This is a genomic window from Pseudomonas sp. NPDC088414 (assembly GCF_044753325.1).
Lineage (GTDB): Bacteria > Pseudomonadota > Gammaproteobacteria > Pseudomonadales > Pseudomonadaceae > Aquipseudomonas.
This window is the reverse complement of sequence record NZ_JBIVMY010000024.1, coordinates 46166-70678: the sequence shown is the minus strand read 5'-3', so window position 1 is coordinate 70678 and position 24513 is coordinate 46166. Positions and strand designations below refer to the sequence as shown.

General features: G+C 61.3%; 26 protein-coding genes and 1 pseudogene. 15 read left to right on the top strand and 12 right to left on the bottom strand.

Annotation, left to right across the window (positions count from 1 at the left end; all coding sequences use genetic code 11):
* Positions 1-3: 3 nt before the first annotated feature.
* A complete protein-coding gene (locus ACIP8I_RS19490; RefSeq protein WP_400763125.1) occupies positions 4-1035 on the bottom strand; it encodes a LacI family DNA-binding transcriptional regulator in 1032 nt (343 codons plus the stop codon).
* Between the two features lie 216 nt (positions 1036-1251).
* Between ACIP8I_RS19490 and ACIP8I_RS19485 the strand changes: the two genes are divergently transcribed.
* Together ACIP8I_RS19485 and ACIP8I_RS19480 are read left to right on the top strand one after the other, a co-directional pair.
* The gene (locus tag ACIP8I_RS19485; RefSeq protein ID WP_400763124.1) at positions 1252-1785 is read left to right on the top strand and encodes a gluconokinase; all 534 of its coding nucleotides are present in this window, start codon (positions 1252-1254) and stop codon (positions 1783-1785) included.
* Between the two features lie 82 nt (positions 1786-1867).
* Entirely contained in the window at positions 1868-3220 is a 1353-nt protein-coding gene (locus ACIP8I_RS19480) for a GntP family permease (protein WP_007969353.1), read from the top strand.
* Positions 3221-3371: 151 nt separating this feature from the next.
* Here ACIP8I_RS19480 and alaC read toward each other — a convergent pair whose 3' ends face one another.
* The gene (alaC, locus tag ACIP8I_RS19475) at positions 3372-4586 is read right to left on the bottom strand and encodes an alanine transaminase (protein WP_007969354.1); all 1215 of its coding nucleotides are present in this window, start codon (positions 4584-4586) and stop codon (positions 3372-3374) included.
* 139 nt (positions 4587-4725) lie between these two features.
* Between alaC and ACIP8I_RS19470 the strand changes: the two genes are divergently transcribed.
* From ACIP8I_RS19470 to ACIP8I_RS19460, 3 genes are all read left to right on the top strand, one after another.
* Entirely contained in the window at positions 4726-5388 is a 663-nt protein-coding gene (locus tag ACIP8I_RS19470; protein WP_367085470.1) for a LysE family transporter, read from the top strand.
* A 68-nt stretch (positions 5389-5456) separates the two neighbouring features.
* Positions 5457-5951, top strand: coding sequence for a GyrI-like domain-containing protein (locus tag ACIP8I_RS19465; RefSeq protein ID WP_007969356.1), 495 nt, complete (start codon positions 5457-5459; stop codon positions 5949-5951).
* Between the two features lie 327 nt (positions 5952-6278).
* Entirely contained in the window at positions 6279-6767 is a 489-nt protein-coding gene (locus ACIP8I_RS19460; protein WP_400763121.1) for a GNAT family N-acetyltransferase, read from the top strand.
* 134 nt (positions 6768-6901) lie between these two features.
* On the opposite strand, the gene ACIP8I_RS19455 is transcribed toward ACIP8I_RS19460, so the two are convergent.
* Both ACIP8I_RS19455 and ACIP8I_RS19450 read right to left on the bottom strand, forming a co-directional pair.
* Positions 6902-7507: a pyridoxamine 5'-phosphate oxidase family protein gene (locus tag ACIP8I_RS19455; RefSeq protein ID WP_400763119.1), complete on the bottom strand. Its 606-nt coding sequence runs from the start codon at positions 7505-7507 to the stop codon at positions 6902-6904.
* Positions 7508-7526: 19 nt separating this feature from the next.
* Positions 7527-8012, bottom strand: a complete 486-nt coding sequence (locus ACIP8I_RS19450; RefSeq protein WP_400763117.1) for a GNAT family N-acetyltransferase — start codon at positions 8010-8012, stop codon at positions 7527-7529.
* A 141-nt stretch (positions 8013-8153) separates the two neighbouring features.
* On the opposite strand from ACIP8I_RS19450, the gene ACIP8I_RS19445 reads away from it, so the two are divergent.
* Genes ACIP8I_RS19445 through ACIP8I_RS19435 form a run of 3 tightly spaced genes read left to right on the top strand, consistent with a single transcriptional unit; the run spans position 8154 to position 10186 of the window.
* Complete coding sequence (locus ACIP8I_RS19445; protein ID WP_400763115.1) at positions 8154-8579, top strand: YybH family protein; 426 nt, start codon at positions 8154-8156, stop codon at positions 8577-8579.
* Positions 8580-8619: 40 nt separating this feature from the next.
* The gene (locus ACIP8I_RS19440) at positions 8620-8964 is read left to right on the top strand and encodes a YciI family protein (protein WP_007969364.1); all 345 of its coding nucleotides are present in this window, start codon (positions 8620-8622) and stop codon (positions 8962-8964) included.
* A complete protein-coding gene (locus tag ACIP8I_RS19435; RefSeq protein ID WP_400763113.1) occupies positions 8957-10186 on the top strand; it encodes an RNA polymerase sigma factor in 1230 nt (409 codons plus the stop codon). Before ACIP8I_RS19440 ends, ACIP8I_RS19435 begins: the two co-directional genes overlap by 8 nt.
* A gap of 147 nt (positions 10187-10333) precedes the next feature.
* Here the strand turns inward: ACIP8I_RS19435 and ACIP8I_RS19430 are convergent, their stop codons facing one another.
* Positions 10334-11059 carry an SDR family oxidoreductase gene (locus ACIP8I_RS19430; RefSeq protein WP_400763111.1) on the bottom strand — a complete coding sequence of 242 codons (726 nt, stop codon included), beginning with the start codon at positions 11057-11059 and terminating at the stop codon, positions 10334-10336.
* 111 nt (positions 11060-11170) lie between these two features.
* Here ACIP8I_RS19430 and ACIP8I_RS19425 point away from each other — a divergent pair, with 111 nt between their 5' ends.
* Complete coding sequence (locus ACIP8I_RS19425; protein ID WP_400763109.1) at positions 11171-12007, top strand: LysR family transcriptional regulator; 837 nt, start codon at positions 11171-11173, stop codon at positions 12005-12007.
* Positions 12008-12091: 84 nt separating this feature from the next.
* On the opposite strand, the gene ACIP8I_RS19420 is transcribed toward ACIP8I_RS19425, so the two are convergent.
* Positions 12092-12946: a LysR family transcriptional regulator gene (locus ACIP8I_RS19420; RefSeq protein WP_400763107.1), complete on the bottom strand. Its 855-nt coding sequence runs from the start codon at positions 12944-12946 to the stop codon at positions 12092-12094.
* 88 nt (positions 12947-13034) lie between these two features.
* Here ACIP8I_RS19420 and ACIP8I_RS19415 point away from each other — a divergent pair, with 88 nt between their 5' ends.
* Positions 13035-13466 (top strand): multidrug/biocide efflux PACE transporter, encoded by a 432-nt coding sequence (locus tag ACIP8I_RS19415; RefSeq protein WP_400763105.1) that lies wholly within the window; start codon positions 13035-13037, stop codon positions 13464-13466.
* 158 nt (positions 13467-13624) lie between these two features.
* On the opposite strand, the gene ACIP8I_RS19410 is transcribed toward ACIP8I_RS19415, so the two are convergent.
* Positions 13625-14380: an SDR family NAD(P)-dependent oxidoreductase gene (locus tag ACIP8I_RS19410; RefSeq protein ID WP_400763103.1), complete on the bottom strand. Its 756-nt coding sequence runs from the start codon at positions 14378-14380 to the stop codon at positions 13625-13627.
* Between the two features lie 120 nt (positions 14381-14500).
* Here ACIP8I_RS19410 and ACIP8I_RS19405 point away from each other — a divergent pair, with 120 nt between their 5' ends.
* Positions 14501-15397: a LysR family transcriptional regulator gene (locus ACIP8I_RS19405; RefSeq protein WP_400763101.1), complete on the top strand. Its 897-nt coding sequence runs from the start codon at positions 14501-14503 to the stop codon at positions 15395-15397.
* 110 nt (positions 15398-15507) lie between these two features.
* On the opposite strand, the gene ACIP8I_RS19400 is transcribed toward ACIP8I_RS19405, so the two are convergent.
* Positions 15508-17121, bottom strand: coding sequence for an inorganic phosphate transporter (locus tag ACIP8I_RS19400; RefSeq protein WP_400763099.1), 1614 nt, complete (start codon positions 17119-17121; stop codon positions 15508-15510).
* A gap of 270 nt (positions 17122-17391) precedes the next feature.
* On the bottom strand, positions 17392-18414 hold the full coding sequence (locus ACIP8I_RS19395; protein WP_007963136.1) for a transporter: 1023 nt from the start codon (positions 18412-18414) through the stop codon (positions 17392-17394).
* A gap of 277 nt (positions 18415-18691) precedes the next feature.
* On the opposite strand from ACIP8I_RS19395, the pseudogene ACIP8I_RS19390 reads away from it, so the two are divergent.
* The 3 genes and pseudogenes from ACIP8I_RS19390 to ACIP8I_RS19380 form a co-directional block, all read left to right on the top strand.
* Positions 18692-19381 (top strand): annotated as a pseudogene (locus tag ACIP8I_RS19390) (methyl-accepting chemotaxis protein); the annotation flags it as partial.
* Positions 19382-19546: 165 nt separating this feature from the next.
* On the top strand, positions 19547-20314 hold the full coding sequence (locus ACIP8I_RS19385) for a methyl-accepting chemotaxis protein (protein WP_371921119.1): 768 nt from the start codon (positions 19547-19549) through the stop codon (positions 20312-20314).
* Positions 20315-20424: 110 nt separating this feature from the next.
* The gene (locus tag ACIP8I_RS19380) at positions 20425-20871 is read left to right on the top strand and encodes a hypothetical protein (RefSeq protein WP_400763097.1); all 447 of its coding nucleotides are present in this window, start codon (positions 20425-20427) and stop codon (positions 20869-20871) included.
* 125 nt (positions 20872-20996) lie between these two features.
* On the opposite strand, the gene ACIP8I_RS19375 is transcribed toward ACIP8I_RS19380, so the two are convergent.
* From ACIP8I_RS19375 to ACIP8I_RS19365, 3 genes are all read right to left on the bottom strand, one after another.
* On the bottom strand, positions 20997-22172 hold the full coding sequence (locus tag ACIP8I_RS19375; protein ID WP_400763095.1) for an ATP-binding protein: 1176 nt from the start codon (positions 22170-22172) through the stop codon (positions 20997-20999).
* 160 nt (positions 22173-22332) lie between these two features.
* On the bottom strand, positions 22333-22638 hold the full coding sequence (locus ACIP8I_RS19370; protein WP_007963131.1) for a PepSY domain-containing protein: 306 nt from the start codon (positions 22636-22638) through the stop codon (positions 22333-22335).
* Positions 22639-22797: 159 nt separating this feature from the next.
* Positions 22798-23922 (bottom strand): glycerophosphodiester phosphodiesterase, encoded by a 1125-nt coding sequence (locus tag ACIP8I_RS19365; RefSeq protein WP_400763093.1) that lies wholly within the window; start codon positions 23920-23922, stop codon positions 22798-22800.
* A 222-nt stretch (positions 23923-24144) separates the two neighbouring features.
* Between ACIP8I_RS19365 and ACIP8I_RS19360 the strand changes: the two genes are divergently transcribed.
* A complete protein-coding gene (locus ACIP8I_RS19360; RefSeq protein WP_367085454.1) occupies positions 24145-24471 on the top strand; it encodes a DUF2025 family protein in 327 nt (108 codons plus the stop codon).
* Positions 24472-24513 lie beyond the last annotated feature (42 nt).

The following is a 24513-nucleotide window of genomic DNA, read 5'->3' as shown; positions in this document are numbered from 1 at the left end:
AGGTCAGGTACTCTCGCGAATCTTCAGTTCAAAACCCATATCTTCCACCGGCCGCGTCACGCTGTTGCCCGCCATCAACGTCAACATTTGCTCCGCCGCACGCCGGCCGATCGCTTCGCGCGGGGTGTTGATGCTGCTCAGGCGCGGGACCATGTGTTCGGACATCGGCAAGTCGTTGAAGCCAAGGATTGCCACTTGCTCGGGGATCTTGATCCCGTTGCGCAACGCTTCGAGCAGGGCACCCTGCGCCAGGTCATCGTTGCCAAAGAAGATCGCATCGACGTCCGGATGCGCCGCCAGCAATTGCAGAAACAGTTCACCGCCCAGGCCCACGGACGAGGCGCGCGGGGTCAGTACTTCCAGATCCGGGTCGTAACGCCCGGCCTTCTGCAAGGCTTTGCGGAAACCTTCACCACGCAACAAGGTGCGCTGATCGAGTTGCGCGCCGATGTAGGCCAGGCGCTTGCGACCGCGCGAGAGCAAATGCTCGGCGGCGGTTTCGCCGGCGCTGAGCTGCGAGAAACCCACGCAATTCACTCCGGCAGCGCTGTCCAGTTCCATCATGTACACGCAGGGAATGTTGCTGGCCTCGATCATCCGCCGCGAACTTTCGGTGCGATCAAACCCGGTCAGCAGAAAGCCACGTGGCTGATAGGCCATGTAGTTGCGCAGCAGGTTTTCTTCTTCATCGCGCGAATAGTGGAAGTTGCCGATCAGCACTTCGAAGCCCTTGGGCGTGAGCACCCGATGAATGGCTTCCAGCGTATCGATGAACAACAGGTTGGACAGCGACGGCACCAGCACCACCACTGAATGGCTCTGCGCCGAGGCCAGGGCGCGGGCGGCTGGGTTGACCACGTAGTTGAGTTCGAGCGCGGCTTTCTGCACTTTTTCCACCAGTTCGGTGGCCACGGTGCTGACCCCACGCAGGGCGCGGGAGGCGGTAATCGGACTGACGCCGGCCAGACGGGCAACTTCATTAAGGGTGGGACGGCCGGTGGTGCGAGTGTTTTTATCGTTTTTAGGGGTGGTCATCGGGCGGCTTGCCAAACAAAAATCAAGGCACTAAGGTAGCGCTGTCCTGATGCAGCTGCAAATGCGTAAGCGAGGTCCTGCCTGATCCTCGCTTTTTGGCGTTGGGCGAAAACCTGCTGCAACCCAAAAAAACGACAAGAAGGCGTCGGCAACTTCTGCCTGTGCACTAGAGTCATAGCTAGCAAAGGTAGCGCTGTCTGCGCGCTGAGGTGTTATATGAGTCATCCCATCACCGCCCTGGTCATCATGGGCGTTGCCGGTTGCGGCAAGACGTGCGTCAGCCAGGCCTTGTGCCAATTGAGCGGCGCCACTGCCATTGAAGGCGATACTTTTCATCCGGCCGCCAACATCGAAAAGATGAGCGCGGGGATCCCCCTGAACGACGACGACCGTGCCGGCTGGCTCGACAGCCTGTGCGATGAACTGCGTCGGGTCGACGCCGCTGGCCAGCGCCCGGTGCTGACCTGCTCGGCCCTCAAACACAGTTATCGCGAAGTGCTGCGCAGTGCCTTGCCGGGCCTGGGCTTCGTGTTTCTTGAGCTGACCCCTGAAGTCGCCGCCGACCGCGTATCGCATCGCCCGGGCCACTTCATGCCGGCGACGCTGATCGAAAGCCAGTTCGCCACCCTCGAATCGCCGGTCGGCGAGCCGTTGACCCTGGCACTGAATGCTTCGATCCACAGCGTTGAAGAACTGGCGGCCCAGGCGCACGTCTGGTGGCAGGCCCATGGTCTGAAACAGGCGGTATGAGTGTGTTGAAAGAGCTAGCGCTGTCCTCACGAATTCTGTTTAACCCGCTTTAATAACAACAACAAGCCAGGAGACACCCCCAATGTTTGGCATGTCCCACGACGCCTACCTGCTGCTCGATGCAGTGGTCACGGTAATCGGCCTGATTATCCTGATCACCAAATTCAAGATTCACCCCTTTATCTCGCTGACCATCGCGGCCGCGTTCCTCGGCCTGACGTCCGGCATGCCGATCGGCACCATCATCAAGGCGTTCCAGGACGGCTTCGGTGGCGTGCTCGGTTTCGTCGGCATCATCCTCGCGCTGGGCACCATGCTCGGCAAAATGATGGCCGAATCCGGTGGTGCCGATCAGATCGCGCAGACCCTGATCCGCGCCTTCGGCAAGGACAAAGTGCAGTGGGCGATGATGTTCGCCGCGTTCCTCGTCGGTATTCCGCTGTTCTTCGAAATCGGCTTCGTGCTGCTGATTCCGCTGGTGTTCATCGTTGCCCGGCGCACTGGTGTGTCGATTATCAAGATCGGTATCCCACTGCTCGCCGGCCTGTCCGCGGTACACGGTCTGGTGCCGCCGCACCCGGGTCCGCTGCTGGCGATCGGCGTGTTCGGTGCCGACATCGGCAAGACCATTCTCTACGGTCTGATCGTTGCGCTGCCGACGGCCATCATTGCCGGCCCGATCTTCGGTACGTTCATCGCCAAGCACATCCCCGGTCATCCGAATCAGGAACTGGTCGATCAACTGGCCCGTGAAACCGATTCGCAAAACCTGCCGAGCTTCGGCATCACCCTGATCACCGTGCTGCTGCCGGTGTTCCTGATGCTGCTGAAAACCTTCGCTGACGTGGCGCTGCCGGACGGTCACTTCTTCCGCACCTGGATGGACATGATCGGTCACCCGATCTCGGCACTGCTGCTGGCCTTGCTGCTGTCGCTGTACACCTTCGGTCACAAGCAGGGCATCGGCTCGCAACAGATGCTCAAGTGGCTGGACGCAAGCCTGGCGCCGACCGCCGCGATCATCCTGATCATCGGTGCCGGTGGTGGCTTCAAACAGATGCTGGTGACCAGCGGCGTGGGCGACGTGATCGGCCACATGGCGGTCAGCGCGCAGATTTCGCCGATCCTGCTGGCGTGGCTGGTGGCGGCGGTGATTCGTATTGCTACCGGTTCGGCCACTGTGGCGACTATCACGGGCGCGGGCATCGTGGTGCCGGTGGTGGGGATGATTCCGGGCGTCAACCGTGAGCTGCTGGTGCTGGCCACTGGTGCCGGTTCGTTGATCCTGTCTCATGTGAACGACGCCGGCTTCTGGCTGGTGAAGCAGTACTTCAACATGACCGTCGCCGAAACCTTCAAGACCTGGACCGCGATGGAAACCATCCTGTCGGTGGTTGCGTTGGGCTTTATCCTGCTGTTGTCGCTGTTCGTTTAAACGGCGTTTTGCAGGCACAAAAAAACCGCAGCGATGCGGTTTTTTTGTGGGTGATGACCCCTGTAGGAGCTGCCGCAGGCTGCGATCTTTTGATCTTGATCTTTAAAATCAAAAGATCGCAGCCTGCGGCAGCTCCTACAGGGGGGATGTGTCAGGCGGTTTTCGGGGTCAGGCCATCCGCCCGGAACATCCCGCGAATCCCACGCACGGCCTGCCGAATCCGGTCCTGGTTTTCGATCAGCGCGAAGCGCACATGGTCATCGCCATACTCACCAAAACCCACCCCCGGCGAGACGCAAACCTTGGCCTCGGCCAGCAGCTTCTTGGCGAACTCCAGCGAACCCAGATGCGCGTAAGCCTCGGGAATCTTCGCCCAGACGTACATCGACGCTTTCGGATTCTCGACCATCCAGCCCAGCTCATGCAGACCTTTGACCAGCACGTTGCGACGCTGACGATACTGCTCGGCGATGTCGCGCACGCATTGCTGATCGCCTTCCAGCGCGGCAATCGCCGCCACTTGCAGCGGAGTGAAGGTGCCGTAGTCGTGGTAGCTCTTGATCCGCGCCAGGGCGTTGACCAGTTCCGGGTTGCCGACCATGAAACCGATGCGCCAGCCCGCCATGTTGTAGCTCTTGGACAGGGTGAAAAATTCCACCGCAATGTCCTTCGCGCCTGGCACCTGCATGATCGACGGGGCTTTCCAGCCGTCGTAGACGATGTCGGCGTAAGCCAGATCGTGCACCACCAGCACGTCGTACTGCTTGGCGAGGGCGATCACCCGTTCGAAGAAATCCAGCTCCACGCATTGCGCGGTAGGGTTGGAGGGGAAGCCGAGGATCATCATTTTCGGCTTCGGGATCGAACCGCGAATCGCCCGCTCCAGTTCATCGAAGAAGTCCACACCGGGCACCAGCGGCACCGAACGCACCTGCGCACCGGCAATCACCGCGCCGTAGATGTGAATCGGGTAGCTCGGGTTCGGCACCAGTACCGTGTCGCCCTGATCCAGGGTCGCCAGCATCAAATGCGCCAGGCCTTCCTTGGAACCGATGGTGACGATGGCTTCGCTTTCCGGGTCGATGTCGACCGCGTAGCGTTCCTTGTACCAGTTGGAAATCGCCCGGCGCAGACGCGGAATGCCCTTGGACGTGGAGTAACCGTGGGTGTCTTCGCGCTGGGCGACCTGGACGAGTTTTTCGACAATGTGCGGCGGCGTGGCCCCGTCGGGGTTGCCCATGCTCAGGTCGATGATGTCTTCACCACGGCGCCGCGCGGCCATCTTCAGCTCGGCGGTGATGTTGAAAACGTAAGGGGGGAGTCGATCAATGCGCGCAAAGCGGCGCGGCGAACCTTGTTCAGCCATTGTTGCCTCGGATAACGTAAGCGCCCGGAACCGTCCGAGCGACGCTGGTCACTGCGGTGACCTGTGGCGGAAGATAAGGGCTGTGGTGGCAAACTGTCCAGCCTGCGTGCAAACAAATTTTTCCCAAGGAAATCGGTAGATGGAATTCACCAGTGGCTTCTTGCTGAGCCTTTCGTTGTGCCTGGACATCGGCGTGGCCAACATCGCGATGATCACCCTGGCGATGCAGCGCGGTTACTTTCAGGGCTTCGCGCTGGGCCTCGGTACCTGCGTCGGTGACCTGATCTACGCGGTGCTGGCGCTGGCCGGAATGACCGTGCTGCTGCAATACGAAAGCGTGCGCTGGGTGCTGTGGATCGGCGGGTCGGCGCTGCTGATCTACTTTGCGGCGAAGATGATCTACTCGGCGATTCACCACGAGGCGCAGTTGGCGGCGACGGCGGAGGTGGGGCAGAACTCCCATCGCAAAGAGTTCTTTCGTGGGATCTTCCTCGCCATGTCCTCACCCAGCGCGATTCTGTGGTTCGCCGCAGTCGGCGGTACGCTGATCGCGCGCTCCGGTGGCAGCGGCCCGCTGAGTTCGGCGCTGTTCCTCGGCGGTTTCCTCTGCGCCGGGCTGCTGTGGTCGGCCGGTCTGTGCTTTGCCGCGAGCCACGGCGGCAAGTTGCTGGGTGACAAGCTGCTGCGCTACTCCTACATGGCATCGGCGGCGATCTTCTGCTATTTCGCGGTTTACGTGATCGTATCCGGTTATAACGAGTTCGTTGGCTCCGGGGCCGCCGACCAGTTGCACGCCTTGTAACATTGCGAATCGGGTTTGGCTTCTATACTCAGCAGCCGAACCCCTCTTTTTGTTCCAGGAGTCGAGTCATGGATGAGCAAAAACGCGTCGAAGTGGCTGAACCTCGCTTCGAACATGGACACTTCCTGCTGATTGCAGGTTTTCGTGGTCGATTTACCCAGGACACTGCCAAGGACATCCCCGCACTGTGGGAAAAGTTCTTGCCGCATCTGGGAAAGATTCAGGGACAGAAGAACGAAGTGACCTACGGCGTCTGCAGCAATTTCGACGGCCAGGGTGGCTTCGATTACATCGCCGGGGTGGAAATCAGCAAGCTCGATGACCTGGACCAGAAGGTCTACCAGTGGGTCGAAGTGCTGCCCCGGCAATACGCCGTGTTCGAGCACAAGGGACCGCTCGATCAACTGCCGCAGACCCTGCAATACATCTACAAGACCTGGCTGCCGACCTCCCACTACGTGGAACTGAATGCCCCGGAGCTGGAACGCTACAGCGCCGATTTCAATCCGCGACTGCACACCGGCAAACTGGAAATCTGCGTGCCGGTCGATACCAAGGCCTGAGTCAACAAAACATGAGGCGGATCACTGATCCGCCTCATGCCGTTCAACCGCGCTTGCCCTTGGACACCCGTCGCGCCCGCAACAGGTCGATGCCCAAGGTGATAAAGCCGAACGTACTGATGCCCAACACCATCAACAGGCCGATTTCAACGCTGCTCATAAGCGGTTTCCCCCCCAAGGGTGATCAGAGACACCCCTGAGAAATAGCCCGCCCCGAACCCGAAGAAAAGCGCTTATACGCAAGCTTTACGCCGCCCGCGCAGATCGATATGCATGCCTTATTCCTTTATGCTTTCGGCACTTTCTTCTGCTGATTTCCGAGCTGCCATGAACACCGTCATCCGCAACGTCACCGCCGCCGACCTGGACCGCTGCTACGCCATCGAAACCGTGGCCTACGAAGGCGATGAAGCCGCCACCCGCGAGAAGATCGCCACGCGCATCGCCACCTGGCCGGACGGCTTCATCGTCGCCGAGGTGGGCGGTGTGGTCGCCGGCTTCATCAACTCGGGCGCGGCGTTTGAGGTGCAGATGTCGGACGAGGCGTTCAAGGAACTGATCGGCCACGACCCGCAAGGGCCGAACGTGGTGATCATGTCGGTGGTGGTGCACCCGGACTACCAGGGCCAGGGCCTGGCCAAACGCTTGATGGCCGAGTTCATCGAGCGCATGCGCGGGCTGGATAAAGCGACGATTCATCTGATGTGCAAGGAACAGCATATTCCACTGTATGCCGGGTTTGGCTTTGCCTACATCAAACCGTCGGAGTCGGATCACGGCGGTATGGCGTGGCACGAGATGATCCTCACTTTGTAAGACATCACACATAACCTGTGGGAGCTGGCTTGCCAGCGATAGCGGTGGGTCAGTCGACAGCAATGTTTGATGTGCCGACGCCATCGCTGGCAAGCCAGCTCCCACAGGTTCTAGCGGTGTTTGCAATTCCCCGTTTAGTAGAGGGTGTCGATTACCCGTTTTGGTGCTTCACGATCGTAGGTCTCGGCATCGAACTGCCCGTCGTTCAGGCGCTTGTGAAACGCGCCGGCAGAGGGCAGGGCCGAGCGCGGCAGGTGGGTTTCCGGGTTCCAGGCGTCAGAGCGCACAAAGGCTTTCGAGCAGTGGAAAAACGCCGCCTGCACCGTCACCAGCAACACCGTTTTCGCCGGTTTGCCGTTCACCGCAAAGCTTTCCAGCAGCTCAGGATCGGCGCTGATGGTCGCGGTGCCATTGACCCGCAAGGTCTCGCCTATACCCGGAATGATGAACAGCAGCGACACCCGAGGATCGTGCAGCACATTGCGCAGGGTATCGATGCGGTTGTTGCCCGGGCGATCCGGCAGGGCCAGGGTGTTGCGGTCGATGATCCGCACGAACCCCGGCGCATCGCCACGGGGTGAATTATCCAGGCCGTCGGCGCCCACCGAGCTGACGATCACCAGCGGCGAGACCCGTACCATCGCCTGATAATCCTCGTTGAGAAAACCGATCTGCTTGCGCACCGCGCGCTCGTGGGGCAGGCCGTAAATAGCTTCCAGTGCTTCGATTGAATCGATCATCTTCTCTCCCTCGATGATTTCAGAAAAACAGTCCCATGCGCCGCTCGTAACCGATCCGGCCCTTGTACGCTTCGCCGCTGTCGACGAAACCGTATCTGGCGTACAGCGCGATCGCCGCGTCGTTATCAGCGTCCACCGACAGTTCCAGCCCTTTGATTTCCGGCCATGCTTCACGCGCCACCTCGGGCAACGCTTGCAGGCAGGCCTTGCCGTAACCCTTGCCCTGCGCCCGGTGATCGACCTGCAAGGCGTGCAGGGTGGCGCTGTGTTCATCGGCCCAGGTCGGTAATACCGGTGGGCGCTTGAGCAGCAGAAAAGCCACCGGCACCTGATCGGCCAGCAGTGCGAAGCCCTTCACGCCGGGGCTGGGTCTGGACAGCAGCGTGTGCAGCGCACCGTGAATGTCGCCGGAGAATTTGATCTGCTCGGGATGGATCTCAATCGCCTCGACCTGCTGACGCTGCAAGGCGTTCAGGCTGTCGTACGGCACGAGTTGGGCTGACACGGGAATTTCCTTTTTCCTACAAAGATGAGCCTCGGATTCTAGCGATTTTGTGTTCGGCGGAAATTTTTTGTTTCGACTGTCGATTGGCTCGATGGCCGAACGACTAAGGGTGTCTTCACAACAAAAACCACGGAGAACACCATGAGCGCACAGACTGAAATCCAGGCCCTGATCAACACCTACCGCGACGCGGTGATGACCAAGAACGTCGACAAGGTCATGACGTTGTACACCGACGACATCGTCTCCTTCGATGCGATCAAGGCCCTGCAATTCAAGGGCAAAGCGGCTTACCGTGCACATTGGGAAGCCTGCATGGAAATGTGTTCCGGCCCGCACGTTTTCGAGTTTCACGAGATCGCCATCGAGACCGCCGATAACCTCGCCTTCGCCCATTGGGTCACGCATTGCGGCGGCACCAACGACAAGGGCGAAACCCAGAGCTGCTGGATGCGCGCCACCGCGTGCTATCGGCAGGTCGGCGGGACTTGGAAAATCGCTCACGAGCACTGGTCGGCACCGTTCGATCCGATGAGCGGCGCCACGCTGTTCGATGTACAACCCTGATCTTCAGCCATAGTTGATCCGTTCGAATCAGGAGAAAACCATGAAGTATCTATGCCTGGTCTACAGCGACGAACGCTTGCTGCACACCTCGCCCGACAGCCCGGAAGACGCCGAGTGCTGGGCCTACGCCGAGTCGATTCAGGGCAGCGGGCGGATGGTCGCGGCCGAAGCGCTGGAGTCGGTGCAGACCGCGACCACCGTGCGCATGCGCAACGGCAAGCTGTCGATCACCGATGGCCCGTTCGCTGAAACCAAGGAGCAACTGGCCGGGTTTTACCTGATCGATGCCAAGGATCTCAACGAAGCGATTCAGGTCGCCGGTAACATTCCGGCGGCCCGGGTCGGCAGCGTCGAAGTGCGTCCGGTACGGCAGTTGAATGTCTGAGGTCCGGGCGCGGGTCGAGCAGGTCTATCGCGAAGACTCGCGGCGGATCCTGGCGACGCTGATTCGCCTGCTCGGCGATTTCGACCTCGCCGAAGAAGCCTTGCACGAGGCGTTCTTCATCGCGGTCGAGCGCTGGCAGCGCGACGGCGTGCCTGACAACCCGCGCACCTGGCTGGTGTCCACCGGGCGCTTCAAGGCCATCGATGTGTTGCGCCGCCGCGCCCGCTTCAAGGCCTCGCAGCCGCTGTTGCTGGCACAGCTTGAGGAACTCGAGCAGGCCGACTGGAGTGGCGAAGAAGTGGAAGACGACCGCCTGCGGCTGATCTTCACCTGCTGTCACCCGGCGCTGGCGGCGGATGCGCAGGTGCCGCTGACCCTGCGGGAAGTCTGCGATCTGACCACCGAGGAAATCGCCCGGGCGTTTCTTTCGGCGCCGGCGGCGATTGCCCAGCGCATCGTGCGGGCCAAGGCCAAGATTCGCGATGCGAAAATCCCTTATCAAGTACCGAGCCTGAACGAGTTGCCGGAGCGCCTCGACAGTGTGTTGCGGGTGATTTATCTGGTGTTCAACGAAGGCTATTCGGCATCGATGGGCACTGAATTGATCCGTGAAGACCTGACCCGCGAGGCGATCAGGCTCGGGCGTTTGCTCATGGAATTGCTGCCGGAGCCGGAGGTCATGGGCCTGCTGGCGTTGATGCTGCTGCATGAGTCGCGGCGACCGGCGCGGACCTCGGCACAAGGGGAGTTGATTCTGCTCGATGATCAGGACCGCTCGCGCTGGGATGCCGGGTTGATCGCCGAGGGTTGCGCGCTGATCGAACGCGCGCTGAGCACGCGGCGCTTCGGGCCTTATTGTCTGCAAGCGGCGATCGCTGCGGTGCATGCCGAGGCGCCTTCAGCGGCGGATACGGACTGGCAGCAGATCGTTGGCCTGTACGACGTGCTGTTGCGTGCAGTGCCGTCGCCGGTGATTGAATTGAACCGCGCAGTGGCGGTGGCCAAGCGCGATGGGGCGTTGGCAGGGTTGACGCTGATCGAGGGGATTCTCGATCGTGGCGAATTGCAGGATTACCACCTCGCGCATTCGGCACGGGCGGAGTTTTGTCGGCAGTTGGGTCGGGTGGAGCAGGCGCGGGCGGCGTACCTGCGAGCACTGGAACTGACCCGGCAGGAGCCGGAGCGGCGGTTTATCGAGGCGCGGCTGGCGCAATTGGATTGATCTGAAATCTTCGGTGGCAGTGCCGACCCCTTCGCGGGCAAGCCCGCTCCCACAGTGTCCGTGGTGTACACAAAACCTGTGACCACCGCAGAACCCTGTGGGAGCGGGCTTGCCCGCGAAGAGGCCAGCCCAGCCACCAGCAAACCATCAGGCCTGCTGCCGAGTCGCTGCCAGAACGATCTCGCGAATGCACACGCCCTGCGGCTGCTCATAGGCATAGGCAATCGCCGCCGCCACGTCCTCGGCGCTCAACACCGTGCCGCCCATCTCCTGCTTCCACGCCTGGTAGCCGGTCTTGATCGCCTCATCGGTGGTGTGGCTGAGCAACTCGGTTTCCACCGCGCCCGGGGCAATGGTGGTGACGCGCACGTTGTGCGGCGCCAGTTCTTCGCGCAGGTTTTCCGACAGACCATGCACCGCAAACTTGGTGCCGACGTAAGCCACGTGATTCGGGAACGTCTTGCGCCCGGCCACCGAGCTGACGTTGATGATCGTGCCGTGCTTGCGCTCGACCATACCGGCGACCACGGCATGCACGCCATTGAGCAGGCCTTTGACGTTGACGTCGAGCATCTGCTCCCACTGCGCCGGATCCTGCTCGCTCATCGCGCCCAGCAGCATCACGCCGGCGTTGTTGATCAGCGCATCGGCCGGGCCGAATTGCGCTTCGGCTTCGGCGACTGCCGCGAGCAGGGCGGCGCGATCAGTGATGTCGACCTGACGGCTGAGGCTGTTCGGCAGCTCCAGTGCCTGCAGGCGTTCAATCCGGCGCGCCAGCAGCAACAGCGGATGACCGGCAGCGCTCAAGCGTCTGGCCGCCGCTTCGCCAATGCCCGAACTGGCCCCGGTGATGATGATCAATGGCTTGCCCATGGTCGAACTCCTGAAATAAGAAAATCAAATGACTGAATGCCGGGCGCAGTATATTTAGCCCGTTAACGGCTGAAAAATGCCTTATTCCTCTGTCTGTCATCGGAATCAACTATGGATATCCGCCACCTCAAAGCCTTTCTCGCGGTGTTCGAAGAACGCAACATCACCGCCGCGGCGCAACGTTTGTTCATCAGTCAGCCAACGCTGTCGGTGACCATCAGGCAGCTTGAAGACGAACTCGGCGCGACGCTGTTCGTGCGACAACCCCGAGGGGTCGAGGTCAGTGCTGAGGCTCGGCTGTTGTACCCGCAGGCGCGGCGCATGGTCGCCGAGTCCGAAGCCCTGAGCCGGATGTTTCGCGGCGGCGAAAACCGCGTGGCGCTGACGCTGGGCGTCGAAGGCGATATCGCCGCCAGCCACATCGAAGCCTTCGTGCGCATGGCCCATCAGGCCTTGCCCAATCTGCTGCTGACGCTGGAGGAGGGCTGTCACGGTGACGGACGGCTGGCGGTGGAGGAGATGTGCTGCGAGGACGAACTGTTCCTGCCGCTGTGGGAAGAACCTTACGTGATGGCGCTGCCGCTGGATCATCCAATGGCGGCGGCGCAGACGGGGTGGGCGCCGGTCGAAGACTGGATTACCTGCCCGCAGCATCCGTCGCATCAGCGCTTGATGGCGTTGTACGGACGCTCGCCGCAAGCGCTGGCCGGGCATGCGGGGTCGTTGCAGCAGGCGTTGCACATGGTTGCGGCGGGTGTCGGCGTGGCGATGTTGCCGCAGTCGCTAGTCAGCGGACATGTGCGGGTGGTGGCGCGGGCGTTGCACTTGCCGGCACCGACGCGCCGGGTCGGGTTGTGTTATGCGGCGCAGGCGCTGGAGTTGCCGGCGATGCGTGGGTTGCAGGGGTACTTTCAGGAGAACCGGCCGGTGGAAATTGCAGTGGCCTGAAGATCAAAAGATCGCAGCCTGCGGCAGCTCCTGCAATGAAATGAATGCTTCTGTAGGAGCTGCCGAAGGCTGCGATCTTTTGCTCTATTCCAGCATCTTGCTCAGTAGCCAACTCCCCGCCGGCCCCGGCGGATAAATCTGCGACCACAATGCATCGACATACACCGGCCGAGGCCAGCCACGTACGGTCAACTCCACCAGTGTGTCGTTGCCAAAGCGCCCCACCAGCCAGCGCGGCAACGCCGCCCAGCCAAAACCCATCTCCGCCATTTCCATCAACATCAGGTAACTCGGCGCCGACCACACCCGGCCTTTGCCGCGGCTGTCGTAGGGATTGACGATGGTTGCCAGACGCAACTCCCGATGCTGCTCCAGCACCTGCTGATCGACCTGTTCGAGGCCGGTCAGCACGTGGTCACGTTTGACGAACAGCGCGATATCGGTGCGCTCGGCGACCGTCGAGGTCACCAGGTCCGGCGGATAGCTGTCGCGCATCTCCGCAAACGCCATATGGGCGCGGCCACGCTGCACCAGTTCGATCAGGTCGTCGCATTCGGCGATCAGGCATTCCAGCTCCAGGTCCGGATAACGCTGCTCGAAATCGACCAGTGCTGCTTCAAAACGCGCTGACTGGTAGGTGTCGGAAATTGCCACGGTCAGCTTCGGCTCGACGCCTTGGGCCAGTTGCCGGGCGCTCATCTCCATGCGACTGGTGGCCGCCAGAATCGCCTCGGCCCGTTGCAGCATCACATGGCCGGCCGGAGTCAGGGTCGGTTTGCGGCTGCTGCGGTCGAACAGCAGCAGGTCCAGATCGATCTCCAGGCTGGCCACCGCCGCACTGATAGTCGACTGACTGCGCCCCAGTTTGCGCGCCGCCGCCGAAAACGAACCTTGGGTGGCAGCCTGAACAAACGCCAGCAGCACTTCCTGCGAAGCCATGAACTATCGCCTTGATCGATGGTTATTGGTTATGAAGTATCGGGGTGAGGATGGATCATGGCAACCACTTCACTCAAGGAGTCAGGCTATGACTGCCAGCAAATCCATCACTGAACGTATCCTCCAGGCCATCGGTTTCGAGTGTCTGGCGATCCTTATCTGCACACCGTTGCTGGCGTGGATCATGGACAAACCACTGCTCGACATGGGCGCCGTGACCGTGCTGATCGCCCTGCTGGCGCTGGCGTGGAACGTGGTGTTCAACGGCTTCTTCGACCGCATGCTCAAGCGCCTGAACATCGCGCACAACGCCTGGACGCGGGTGGTCCATGCGCTGCTGTTCGAGGGCGGGTTGATCGTGATGGGTGTGCCGCTGATTGCCTGGTCGCTGTCGGTCAGCCTGTGGCAGGCGTTCTTGCTCGACATCGGCGTACTGCTGTTTTTTCTGCCGTACACCTATGTGTATCACTGGGGCTATGACGTGGTGCGCGAGCGGTTATTGATGGCCCGTGCTGCTTAAGTCTGGAACACAACCTGTGGCGAGGGAGCTTGCTCCCGCTCGGCTGCGCAGCAGTCGTAAACCCGATAAACGCGGTCTGTCTGTCAGACCGCATTGGTCGGCTTTGGGGGGCGCTTCGCACCCCAGCGGGAGCAAGCTCCCTCGCCACAATGTTTGGGTTAGAGGAACATGCCGCCGGATGCTTCAACCCGCTGCCCGTTGATCCACTGCGCACCCGGCGCCAGCAGCATCGACAACGCACCACCAATGTCATCCGGCTGCCCGGCACGGCCCAGTGCGGTGTTGCTGGCGACCATCGCGTTCAACGCGGCGTTGTCGCGCACTGCACCGCCGCCAAAATCGGTCTCGATGGCGCCCGGTGCCAGAATGTTCACGCCGATCTGCCGCGCGCCCAACTCTTTGGCCTGATAGCGGGTCAGCACTTCCATCGCGCCTTTCATCGCCGCGTAGGCGGCGTAACCCGGCAGGCTGAAGCGGGTCAGGCCGCTGGAGATGTTGATGATGCGCCCGCCGTCATTGATCAGCGGCAGCAGTTGCTGGGTCAGGAAGAACGGCCCTTTGAGCTGGATGTTCATCAGCAGGTCGAACTGCTCCGGGGTGGTCTCGGCGAACAGCGCGTGCACACCGATCCCGGCGTTGTTGATCAGGAAGTCGAAGCGCGGACGCTGCAGTTGCTGCAGCGCGTGCTCAACCCGTGTGGCGAAATCGGCAAAGCTGTCGCTGCGGCCCACATCCAGTTGCAGCATCACGGCTTTGGCGCCGCGTTGTTCCAGTTCAGCTACCAGCGCCTGGGCTTCATCGGCGCGGCTGTTGTAGGTACCGATGATGTCCACGCCTTCAGCGGCGAGGTGCAGCGCGGCGTTTTTGCCCAGGCCACGGCTGGCGCCGGTGATCAATGCGATTTTGCGGCTCATGTGAAATCCTCGATTGCAGTGAGTGGTGATGGGCAAAGTTTATTTATCCGCCATGGGGTGATAAACAGACTGAAAGCGGAATCACTGATCGATTCTGCCGAACAATCAACGGGTGTCCTGATGAACAAACTGGAATTGCTGCGCACCTTCGTCCGGGTCAGCGAACTGTCGAGTTTCACCCTCGCCGGCGAGAGCCTCGGGCTGCCGCGCTCGACGGTGTCCGAGCATGTGCAGGCGCTGGAAACCCTGCTCGGCACGCGCCTGCTGCAACGCACCACGCGCAAGGTACAGGCGACGCAGGACGGTCTGGTGCTGTACGAACGCAGCAAGGATCTGCTGTCGCACATGGACGAGATCGAGGGACTGTTCCGTCAGGATTCGGCCTCGCTGAGCGGACGGATTCGCGTCGACATGCCGAACATCCTCGCGCGGCGCTTGATCATGCCGCTGCTGCCGGAGTTCATGGCGCGCCACCCGAATCTGGAACTGGAAATCAGCAGCACCGACCGCCGGGTCGACCTGCTCAGTGAGGGTTTCGATTGCGTGGTGCGCATCGGCGCGCAGCCGGATCAGTCGGTGGTGGCGCGGCATCTGGGCGACTTCCCGATGATCAACTGCGCCAGCCCGGCGTACCTTGAACGCTATGGCGTGCCGCAGACCCTGGAGGATCTGGCGCAGCACCGACTGGTGCACTACGTCGGCGTGCTCGGTTCACGCTCGGAAGGGTTTGTGTATGAACAGGACGGTCAGGTGCGGCGTCTGCCGATGGCTGGCAGTGTCACGGTCAACAGCACCGACGCTTACGAATCGGCCTGCCTGGGCGGCTTCGGTCTGATTCAGGTACCGCGCACCGGCATGCAGCCGCATCTGGATAACGGAGAACTGGTGACTGTGCTGCCGCAGTTCACGGCGCCGGCGATGGGCATTGCCATCCTGTATGCGCGGCAGCGGCATTTGCCATTGCGGGTGCGGGTGTTCATGGAGTGGTTGGGGGAGGTCATCCGCTCGACGCTCTGACCGACTCCCCCTGTAGGAGCTGCGGCACGCTGCGATCTTTTGATCTTGTTTTTTTAAAGCAAAATCAAGAGATCGCAGCCTTCGGCAGCTCCTACAGGGGGTTGTGGGGATCAGAAGATTTGGGTGAACAGCCAGTACAGGCTGCCCGACAGCAGGATTGCCGCCGGCAAGGTCAGCACCCACGCCATCAGCAGATTGCGGATGGTCTTCATCTGCAAACCACCGCCATTGGCGACCATGGTCCCGGCCACGCCCGATGACAGCACATGGGTGGTCGACACCGGCAAGCCGAACATGTCCGCCGCGCCGATGGTCAGCATCGCCACGGTTTCCGCCGAGGCGCCCTGGGCGTAGGTCAGGTGGGTCTTGCCGATCTTCTCGCCGACCGTCACCACAATCCGTTTCCAGCCAACCATGGTGCCGAGGCCCAGAGCGATGGCCACGGCGATCTTCACCCACAACGGAATAAAGCGTGTGGCGTTGTCGATCTGCTGTTTGAACAGTTGCAGTTTGTCAGTGGTGTCGGCGTCGAAGTTGCCGACCTTGTTCTTGTCCATCAGGCGAATGCTTTCGCTGGCCAGGTACATGTCGTTGCGCACGTTGCCCATGGCTTCGGCGGGGACTTTCGACAGCGAACCATAGCCTTTGACCTCTTCGCCAATGTGCCCGGTGAGGGCGGCGAGGGCGGGGATCAGTTGTGGCGTGGCTTGCTTGCTGCGCACGTAATCCGACAGCACCGGGCGCGGATCCGCCGGGGCCGGCAGCGGGGCATTTTTCACCAGCGCTTGCTGGGTGACCTCGGCGACAGCGGCGAACTGCAGCGCCTGATCGGCCGGCATGGTGCGGTTCAACGCGTAAGCCATCGGCAGGGTGCCGACCAGAATCAGCATGATCAGACCCATGCCTTTCTGGCCGTCGTTGGAGCCGTGGGCGAAGGACACACCGGTGCAGGTGGCGATCAGCAAACCGCGAATCCACCACGGCGGCGGGTTGTTGCCTTCCGGCGCCTTGTACAGCGCGCGATTCTTGATGAAGGCGCGCATGGCCAGCAGCAACAGCGCCGCGCAGCCGAAGCCCACCAGCGGTGACAGCAACAGCGCATAACCGATCTTGGTCGCCTGCGCCCAGTCCACACCGCTGGTGCCGTCGCGCCCGTGCATTAAGGCGTTGGCCACGCCGACGCCGATGATCGAGCCGATCAGCGTGTGGGAAGAGGAGGCCGGCAGGCCCAGCCACCAGGTGCCGAGGTTCCACAGGATCGCCGCGATCAGCAGGGCGAAGATCATCGCGAAACCGGCGGACGAACCGACCTGCAGAATCAGCTCCACCGGCAGCAGGGCGATGATGCCGAACGCCACCGCGCCGCTGGACAGCAGCACTCCAAGGAAGTTGAAGAACCCCGACCAGACCACCGCCACATTTGGCGGCAGCGAGTGGGTGTAGATCACCGTCGCCACCGCGTTGGCGGTGTCGTGGAAACCGTTGACGAACTCGAAGCCCAGCGCAATCAACAGTGCCACGCCGAGCAGCAGGAACGGGGTCCAGGTGGTGACGGTGGTGCCCAGTTCATGCATGTCGTGCATCAGGCTGTAAGCGGTGAACAGCATGCCCATCGCGAGCACCGCGAAAAAGATCACGTAGGTGAACGGGCCGGTTTTCTTGTCGAGGGCTGGCCTGCCGCTGGGGGCGGACGTCTGGCGGGCGGTCAGGGAGGGAGTAGCCATGAGCGGACAATCCTGAGCGAGGGAAGGAGTGTCGGTCATGATCGTTGCTAAATATTACAGAGAGACTGCGGCAGGTCAGTGTTTGGCGGATTAGCTCACCGCTGGTCTAAAGATGAGTTCCCCTGTGGCGAGGGAGCCTGCTCCCGCTGGGGAGCGAAGCTCCCCTGAAACCATTCACCGCGCTGTATCAGAGAAACCATTTCGCCTGGTTTGCGACTGCTGCGCAGCCGAGCGGGAGCAAGCTCCCTCGCCACAGGGGACGGTGTTGCCCTAGTAATCCCCACGCTTGCGAAACGCCCAGCGCCCGGCAATCACGGTAAACGTCGCCACCAGCGCCACCAATATCCAGAAGCCCTCGGGATCCGTCGCCAGCGGCACTCCCCCCACGTTCATGCCGAAAAAACCGGCAATGATGTTGATCGGCAGCGCCAGCACCGTCACCACGGTCAGGGTGAACAGTGTGCGGTTGCTCTGTTCGTTGAGGTTGGCGGCGATCTCTTCCTGGAGCAGTTTGATCCGCTCGCCCAAGGCAGTGAGGTCGTTGATGATCAGTGCGAACTCCTCGGTGGATTTGCGCAGCTCCTTGACATCCTCCTTCTGCAGCCACGGCGGCGGCCGGTTGAGCAGGCGCAGCAAGGAGCCCGGCTCCAGCGCCAACAGCCGTTGCAGGCGTACCAGCACCCGGCGGTTGGCGCCGAGTTCGGCGCGGTTGGTCGACAGGCGCGAGGAGAGCAATTCGTCCTCGACCTGATCGACGCTCATGCTGGTCTTGCGCACGATCTGCGTCAGCACCTCACCCTGATCACGCAGCAGGTGCACCAGCAGCTCCGACGGTGAGCGAAAGCATTCGCCGGCTTTCACCGACGAACGCAATTTGTCCACCGAGTGCAGCGGTTGCAGGCGTGCGCTGACGATCAGTTTGCTGCGCACGCAGACCCACAGCGTCGACACGTCCGAGGAAACCATGCTGCTGAGGTTGAACACCACGTCGTTGACCACCGCCAGCAAGGCCGAGTCAACGTGCTCGATGCGCGTCGAGCGCGAACCTTCGTGCAGCGCCTCGAAAAACTCTTCAGGCAATTGCAGATGACTTTTCATCCAGCGCTCGCACGCGGCGTGCGCCAGGTTCAGGTGCAGCCAGAGGAACTCATCAGTGTCGCTGTCATCTTGCAGACAACGCAGGGCAGTCGCCGAATCGACTTCGCGGCCACGTTCACCGGGACGAAAACGGAAGCCGTAAAGCAGACCGAACAAATCAGGATCGCGATGACTGAGGTCGAGGCTGTGGTTCATGGAGGCTCGCTGCGAGGAGGGCGTCTGGCGCGGAGTTTTCAGATTCACCTGAGCCGGATCATCGCAATGTCACATGACGTTTGTGTGACAGCAAAATGACGTCAAATCAGCGGCTTACCGGCGGTCGGATTTTCTTCAAGAAGCGCTCTGGTACGCCGATCACGCTTAGGTTACGTTGCGCGCGCTTGGCCATGAGCCAAGGCGCGCCGACACGGATGTCCGGCAAAATTTCACGCCTTACCGGGCGTGCCTCATCCCTGTCCTTGAGTATCTTGCGATGCTGCAAAAATCCCTGAGAGCGCAAATTCTCGCCCTGCTGAGCGGCAGCCTGCTGGCGATGCTGTTGATCGCACTGGCCTGCTTTCACTACCTGTCCAACGGCGTGCAGAACTACAGCCAGTTGATCGCCGGCCCGTTGCACACCTCACAACTGATCGACGAGGCCAACCTGCAATTCAAGGTGCAGGTGCAGGAGTGGAAAAACGTCTTGCTGCGCGGCAAGCAACCGGCGGACCTGGGCAAATACTGGAGCCAGTTCGAAGACCGTCAGCGCGATGTGCAGAACATCCTCGGTGAACTGGCCGGGCAGAAAGGCCTTGAACCCGCGCTGAAAAGCCGCATCGAACGCCTGCGTGACGAACATCGTCAACTCGGCGCCGCATACCAGAAAGGGCGCGATGCCTACGTGGCGGCCGGTGGTGATCCAACCGCTGGCGACAACGCCGTCAAAGGCGTGGACCGTGCCACCAGCGATCAGATGAGCGAACTGGTCGCCGAGCTGCGCAAGCAGGGCACCGAACAGTCGGCGCAGATCAGCGCCAGTGCTGACAGCACCGTGCTGCTGGGGATTGTGGTGATGCTCGGTTCCGGTCTGCTGATCGGTTTGCTGAGCCTGTGGCTGGTCAACCGCAACCTGATCGATCCGATCCGCAAGCTGATCGACTACGTCACCCAGTTGAGCCGTGGGCGCCTCGCCGAGCGCGTCGCCAACGACCGTCAGGACGAGTTGGGCAACCTTGCCGCCGCGGCCAATACCCTGCGTGATTTCCTCGCCGAAACCTTCACTCATCTGCAACGCAGCGCCAGTGATCTGGACAGCGCCAGCGGCGAGCTGAATGCGATCGCCACGACCATGGCCGGCGGCACCAACGAGCAGTTCAACCGCACCGATCAGGTGGCCACGGCAATGAACGAAATGTCCGCCACCGCCCAGGAAGTCGCCCGGCATGCGGCGGATGCGGCGCGGGCTGCCGACGATGCCGACCAGTCTGCCCAGCAGGGTGAAAAGGTCATGCAGGGCACCATCCACACCATCACCAAGATGCGTGGCGAAATTGCCAACACCGCTGAAGTGATTCGTCGTCTGGAAAGCGACAGCGGCCGCATCGGCAAAGTGCTGGAAGTGATCCGCGGCATCGCCGAACAGACCAACCTGCTGGCGCTCAACGCGGCGATTGAAGCGGCGCGGGCTGGTGAAGCCGGGCGCGGTTTCGCGGTGGTCGCCGACGAGGTGCGCAACCTTGCGCAGCGTACGGCCGAGTCGATCATCGAGATCAACCAGATCATTCAGAACGTGCAGACCGGTGCCGTGGACGCCGCGCAAGCGATCGAAAGCGGTCAGGCGCGCAGCGATGAAAGCGTCGAGCAAGTGACCCAGGCCGGTGCGATGCTGGAGCGCATCACCCACGCGGTGGAAGCGATCCGCGACATGAACCGCCAGATCGCCACCGCCGCCGAAGAGCAGACCTCGGTGGCCGAAGACATCTCGCGCAACCTGACCGAGATCACCTCGATCGCCAGTACCAACCTCAACAGCGTGCAGCGCACCGAAAGCGCCAGCCAGAACCTGCATGGCCTGTCCGGGCAACTCAACGAAGTCACCGCGCGCCTGAGCGCCTGACGTCCGCCGACGTGTACCGGTTCGGTTACCGAGTCGGTACACAGTCGATCTCAAATCCGTGCGAGTGCCGCCGATGGCCGGTTATCTAAAACCGGCATTGGAGCCATCCCATGGTCAGCATCACCTCTGTTTCGATCAACCAGACCGTCAGCACCACCACCAGCAAAACCAAAATCAGCGACGCCAGTGACGATACCTCGACCACTGCAACCAGCAGTGCGGGCGTCAGCGCCGACACCAGCAAAGTGGCGGCCGGCGGTGGCGCAGCGCCGGCGGGTGACAGCAGTTCCAGCAGCAGCGATGAATCGGATTCGGTGAAAGAACTGCGCAAGCAGATCGCCGAGTTGCAAAAGCAATTGCAGGAACAACAGCAGGCATTGCAAGCGGCTCAGGCCAAGCAGGAAGACGCTGATGCCAAAGCGGCTGACGTGGCCTCCGCCGAGTCGCAAATCTCCAGCACTTCGGCTTCGTTGCAGACCGCGACGGCGGCGTTGTTGCAGGCGTTGCAGGAGTCCGGGTCGAGCAGCTCGGGGTCGTTGGTCAGCACTTCGGCCTAAACATCCCCACAATCCCCCTGTAGGAGTGAGCCTGCTCGCGATAGCGATGTGTCAGTCACCATGAATATGTCAGACATACCGCTATCGCGAGCAGGCTCGCTCCCACAGGAGATTTGTGGTGTGTCTCAGATTGTGGGCAGGCTGAAGGTGAACAGCGTGCCGCTCTCGGCAGTGGACTCGACGTGCAAACGTCCGCCGTGGGACTTGGCGATCTGGCTGGCGATGTACAGCCCCAGACCGAGCCCGGCCTGGGGCGTGCTGCCGATCGGGCGGGAATAGGGCTGGAACAGGTGCGGCAGGATCGCCTCGCCAATATGCCCCTGGTTTTTCACCGCCAGCATCAACGCACCGTGTTCGACCTGGGCGATGACTTCGATATCCCCCTCCGGGTCGCCATGAGTCACGGCATTGGCCAGCAGGTTCGACAGCAACTGGGCAATCCGGCCACGGTCGCAGGCCACGCCCTGCAAGTCGCCGATGCAAGCGTGGATGGTGCGCTGCGGATGCACATTGCGGATCTCCGTCACCACCTGTTGCACCGCGTCGGTCAAGTCGGCGCAGGGCTGGATCGCGACCGGAATACCATTGCCCAGGCGCCCGCGAGCGAAATCGAGTACGTCGTCCACCAGCCGTGTCGCCCGTTGCGCACTGCCAAGGATATTGCGCAGCCGCACCTCGATGGCTGGATCCGGATGCTTGCGCAGGAGCATTTCGGTGCCGGCGCTGATGGCGAACAACGGGTTGCGCAAATCGTGGCCGAGCACGGCGATGAACTGCTCGCGCAACTCGGCGGTTTCGCGTTCCTGCAACAGCGCGGTTTCGGTGAGCTGCGCGTTTTCCTCGGCTTCGATCTGCAACGCGAGCATCCGTGCGAACGATTCCATGGTGCTCTGGATGCTGCTGGACTTCAGTTGCGCCGGGACTGGATCGAGGGCGCAGATGGTGCCGAAAAAACGCCCATCGGTACGGAACACCGGCACCGAAATGTAGCTTTCGAAGTGATACATCCGCGGCGTGTGATGCTCGCAATAGAGCGGGTCTTCGCTGGCCTTGTCGATCACCACCGAGACATGCGACTGGCGGATTTCGTGGCACAGGGTGGTCACCAGATCCAGTTCGTCGCCAACCTGCAGACCGAACTCCAGTTGATCGAGCACCGCGCAGGTGGTCCACGAATCCTCGGTGACCCGCGCCACGGCGGCAAAGCGCAGGCCGGTCAGTTCGCGGATCACCTGAAGGATCGCCGGAACCGCGCTGATCCGTCCGATTGTCGCGATGTCTGCTGCCGCTGTCTGCCCCATGCCCATCGCTCTCGGCTGCAATCGTTATCTGATGGTCGCCATACTAGCGGTCTGATGGCGGTTTTGGCATCCCTTCAGGCTGCATCCGCGTGATTCGCCGGCCAACGGACGCAAAAAAGCCGCACGATCGCTGATCGTGCGGCTTTGCTTTGGCGGTGTATCAGGTGTCTTGCTTGTTGCTCAGGACTTTGCCGGTGGTGGCGTCGAAATCGACGTCGAACTCTTTGCCATCGGCGGTTTTCAGTTCGACTTCGTACTCGTAACCGTTGAAGTGGTTGTCCAGGTCGGTGTCGGTGATGGTTGCGCCGGGGTGCAGTTTCAGTGCCTCGGCGTTCATCGACTCCAGCGACTTGATCTTGCCTTCCTTCACCAGTTGCGGGATCTGGTCGACGCGTACATCGGCCTGGGCCAGGCCAGCGGTGAGGGTCAGGGCAGCAGCGGTAAACAGGGCAGTCAAAGTTTTCATCGGGTCATTCCTTGGGTTGTTCGTTGAAGTGGGCTCAGGTTAACCACCGCAACTTAATTCACCCTTAAAACCCCCGAATACAAAACGGGCAAACCATGCCTGACACAAAACCTGTGGGAGCGTGGCTTGCCCGCGATGAAGGCGCCTCGGTTTTGCTGATCAGAACCCGTTGTTCTTCAACACCTGATCAACACTGGCACTGGCCGGACGCTTGTAGAACTTCAACAGCTCGCTGGCGCGGTTGGTGAAGATGCCATCAACGCCAGCCGCCATGACTTTCTCGAAGTCCACCGGCTCATCGACGGTGTACACGTGCACCAGCATGCCCTGATCGTGGGTGTACTGGTTCATCCACGGTTGCACCAGATCCGAATAGCTCTGGTCGCCACCCTTGGTCAGCTTCGCCGAAGGGCCGGTGCCGATGGCGCCGTGAGCGTTGGCGAAATCAACCCACTGTTTGAACTCGGCGTCGGACTTCGGCTCCTGCTTGCCGTAGAACACGTTTTTGTCCTTCTCGCCGGATTCGGCAAAGGTCACCTTCGATTTCGGCTCGATGCTGCCTTCGCCGACCCACAGCAACAGGATCTTCGGCACTTGCGGCATTTCCTTCTGCAGCAGTTCGAGGCTGTTTTTCTCGAAGGTCTGCAGGATCACCTTGCCTTTGCCCTGGCCGACGCCCAGCTCGCTTTTGGCCAGTTTCGAACCCGCCGGGCTCAGCCAGCCGCGATCCTGCAGCTTCGCTTTGAGGTCATGCTCGATGCCCGGAAACAGCTGCGGTTCCTTGGTTTCGATGTACAGGCCCGGCTTGTGTTTCGGATTGGCCTGGGCGATGTCGATGATTTCGTCGAGGGTGAGGATTTTCAGCCCGGCGTAGGATGGACGCGCGCGATCCGGATAAGCCTTGTTGTACCAACTGCCGGCGTCGAGGGTTTTCAGTTCGGCCATGGTGAAGGCGGTGGCCGGGCTGTCCTTGCGCTCCGGGAATTTTGTCGCGACGTCGGTGGTACGTTGCAGGTTGTTGTCGTGCAGGGCAAACAGCACGCCGTCCTTGCTGCGCTGCAAATCCATTTCCAGGTAGTCGGCGCCGAGGTCGCGGGCCAGTTTGTAGGAGGCGGCGGTGGACTCCGGTGCATCGAAGGACGCGCCACGGTGAGCGATCACGGCCGGGTGCGGGATGCCGTGGGCGGCGGCCAGCGCGTCGATGTCCGTCTGGGCTGCGTGGGCCTGGCCGAGACCGAGCAGCAGGCTCAGCATGAGGGCGCTTCTGGTGAAAGTGGCGGGCATGTTCGAGTTCCTTTCGCAGGGCATTTTCAAAGACGTACCTTTTAACAACTGAATCGATTGCGTGCTATCGCCAGACCGACATAAACGTATTAAAAGCGATTTTTCCTGCACTTTTGTGGCACGGTTTGCAGTACGCTTGCCCGTGGCAGACGCCCCGGCAGAGGGCGCGCCGATTCTGTTGCCCTGCGTGTAAACCATCGATGATTTTTCGTGAGGTTTACCATGCGCATCACTTCCCAACTCATCTGTCAGGCCGCCGATGACCTCAAGGGTTTTGTCGGCCTCAACCGCAAGACCGGCCAGTACATCGTGCGATTCAGCGAAGATTCGTTCGGCATGGACGTGGCCGATGACGGCATTATTCCCACCAGCGAATTTGTCTGGGCGCCAGCGACGTCGCAGACCATGACGCTTAAACGCGAGTTGATTCAGTTGCTGCTGGATCAGAACATCGATGAGCGGATCAACATCACCGAGCCGTTGCGGGTGTACATGAGCAAGGTTGAGGTGCCGGAGATTGTGGCGGTGCGCAGTCTGGTGAAGGGCTGAAGTTTTTGTATTGACGCTACTGGCCTCTTCGCGGGCAAGCCA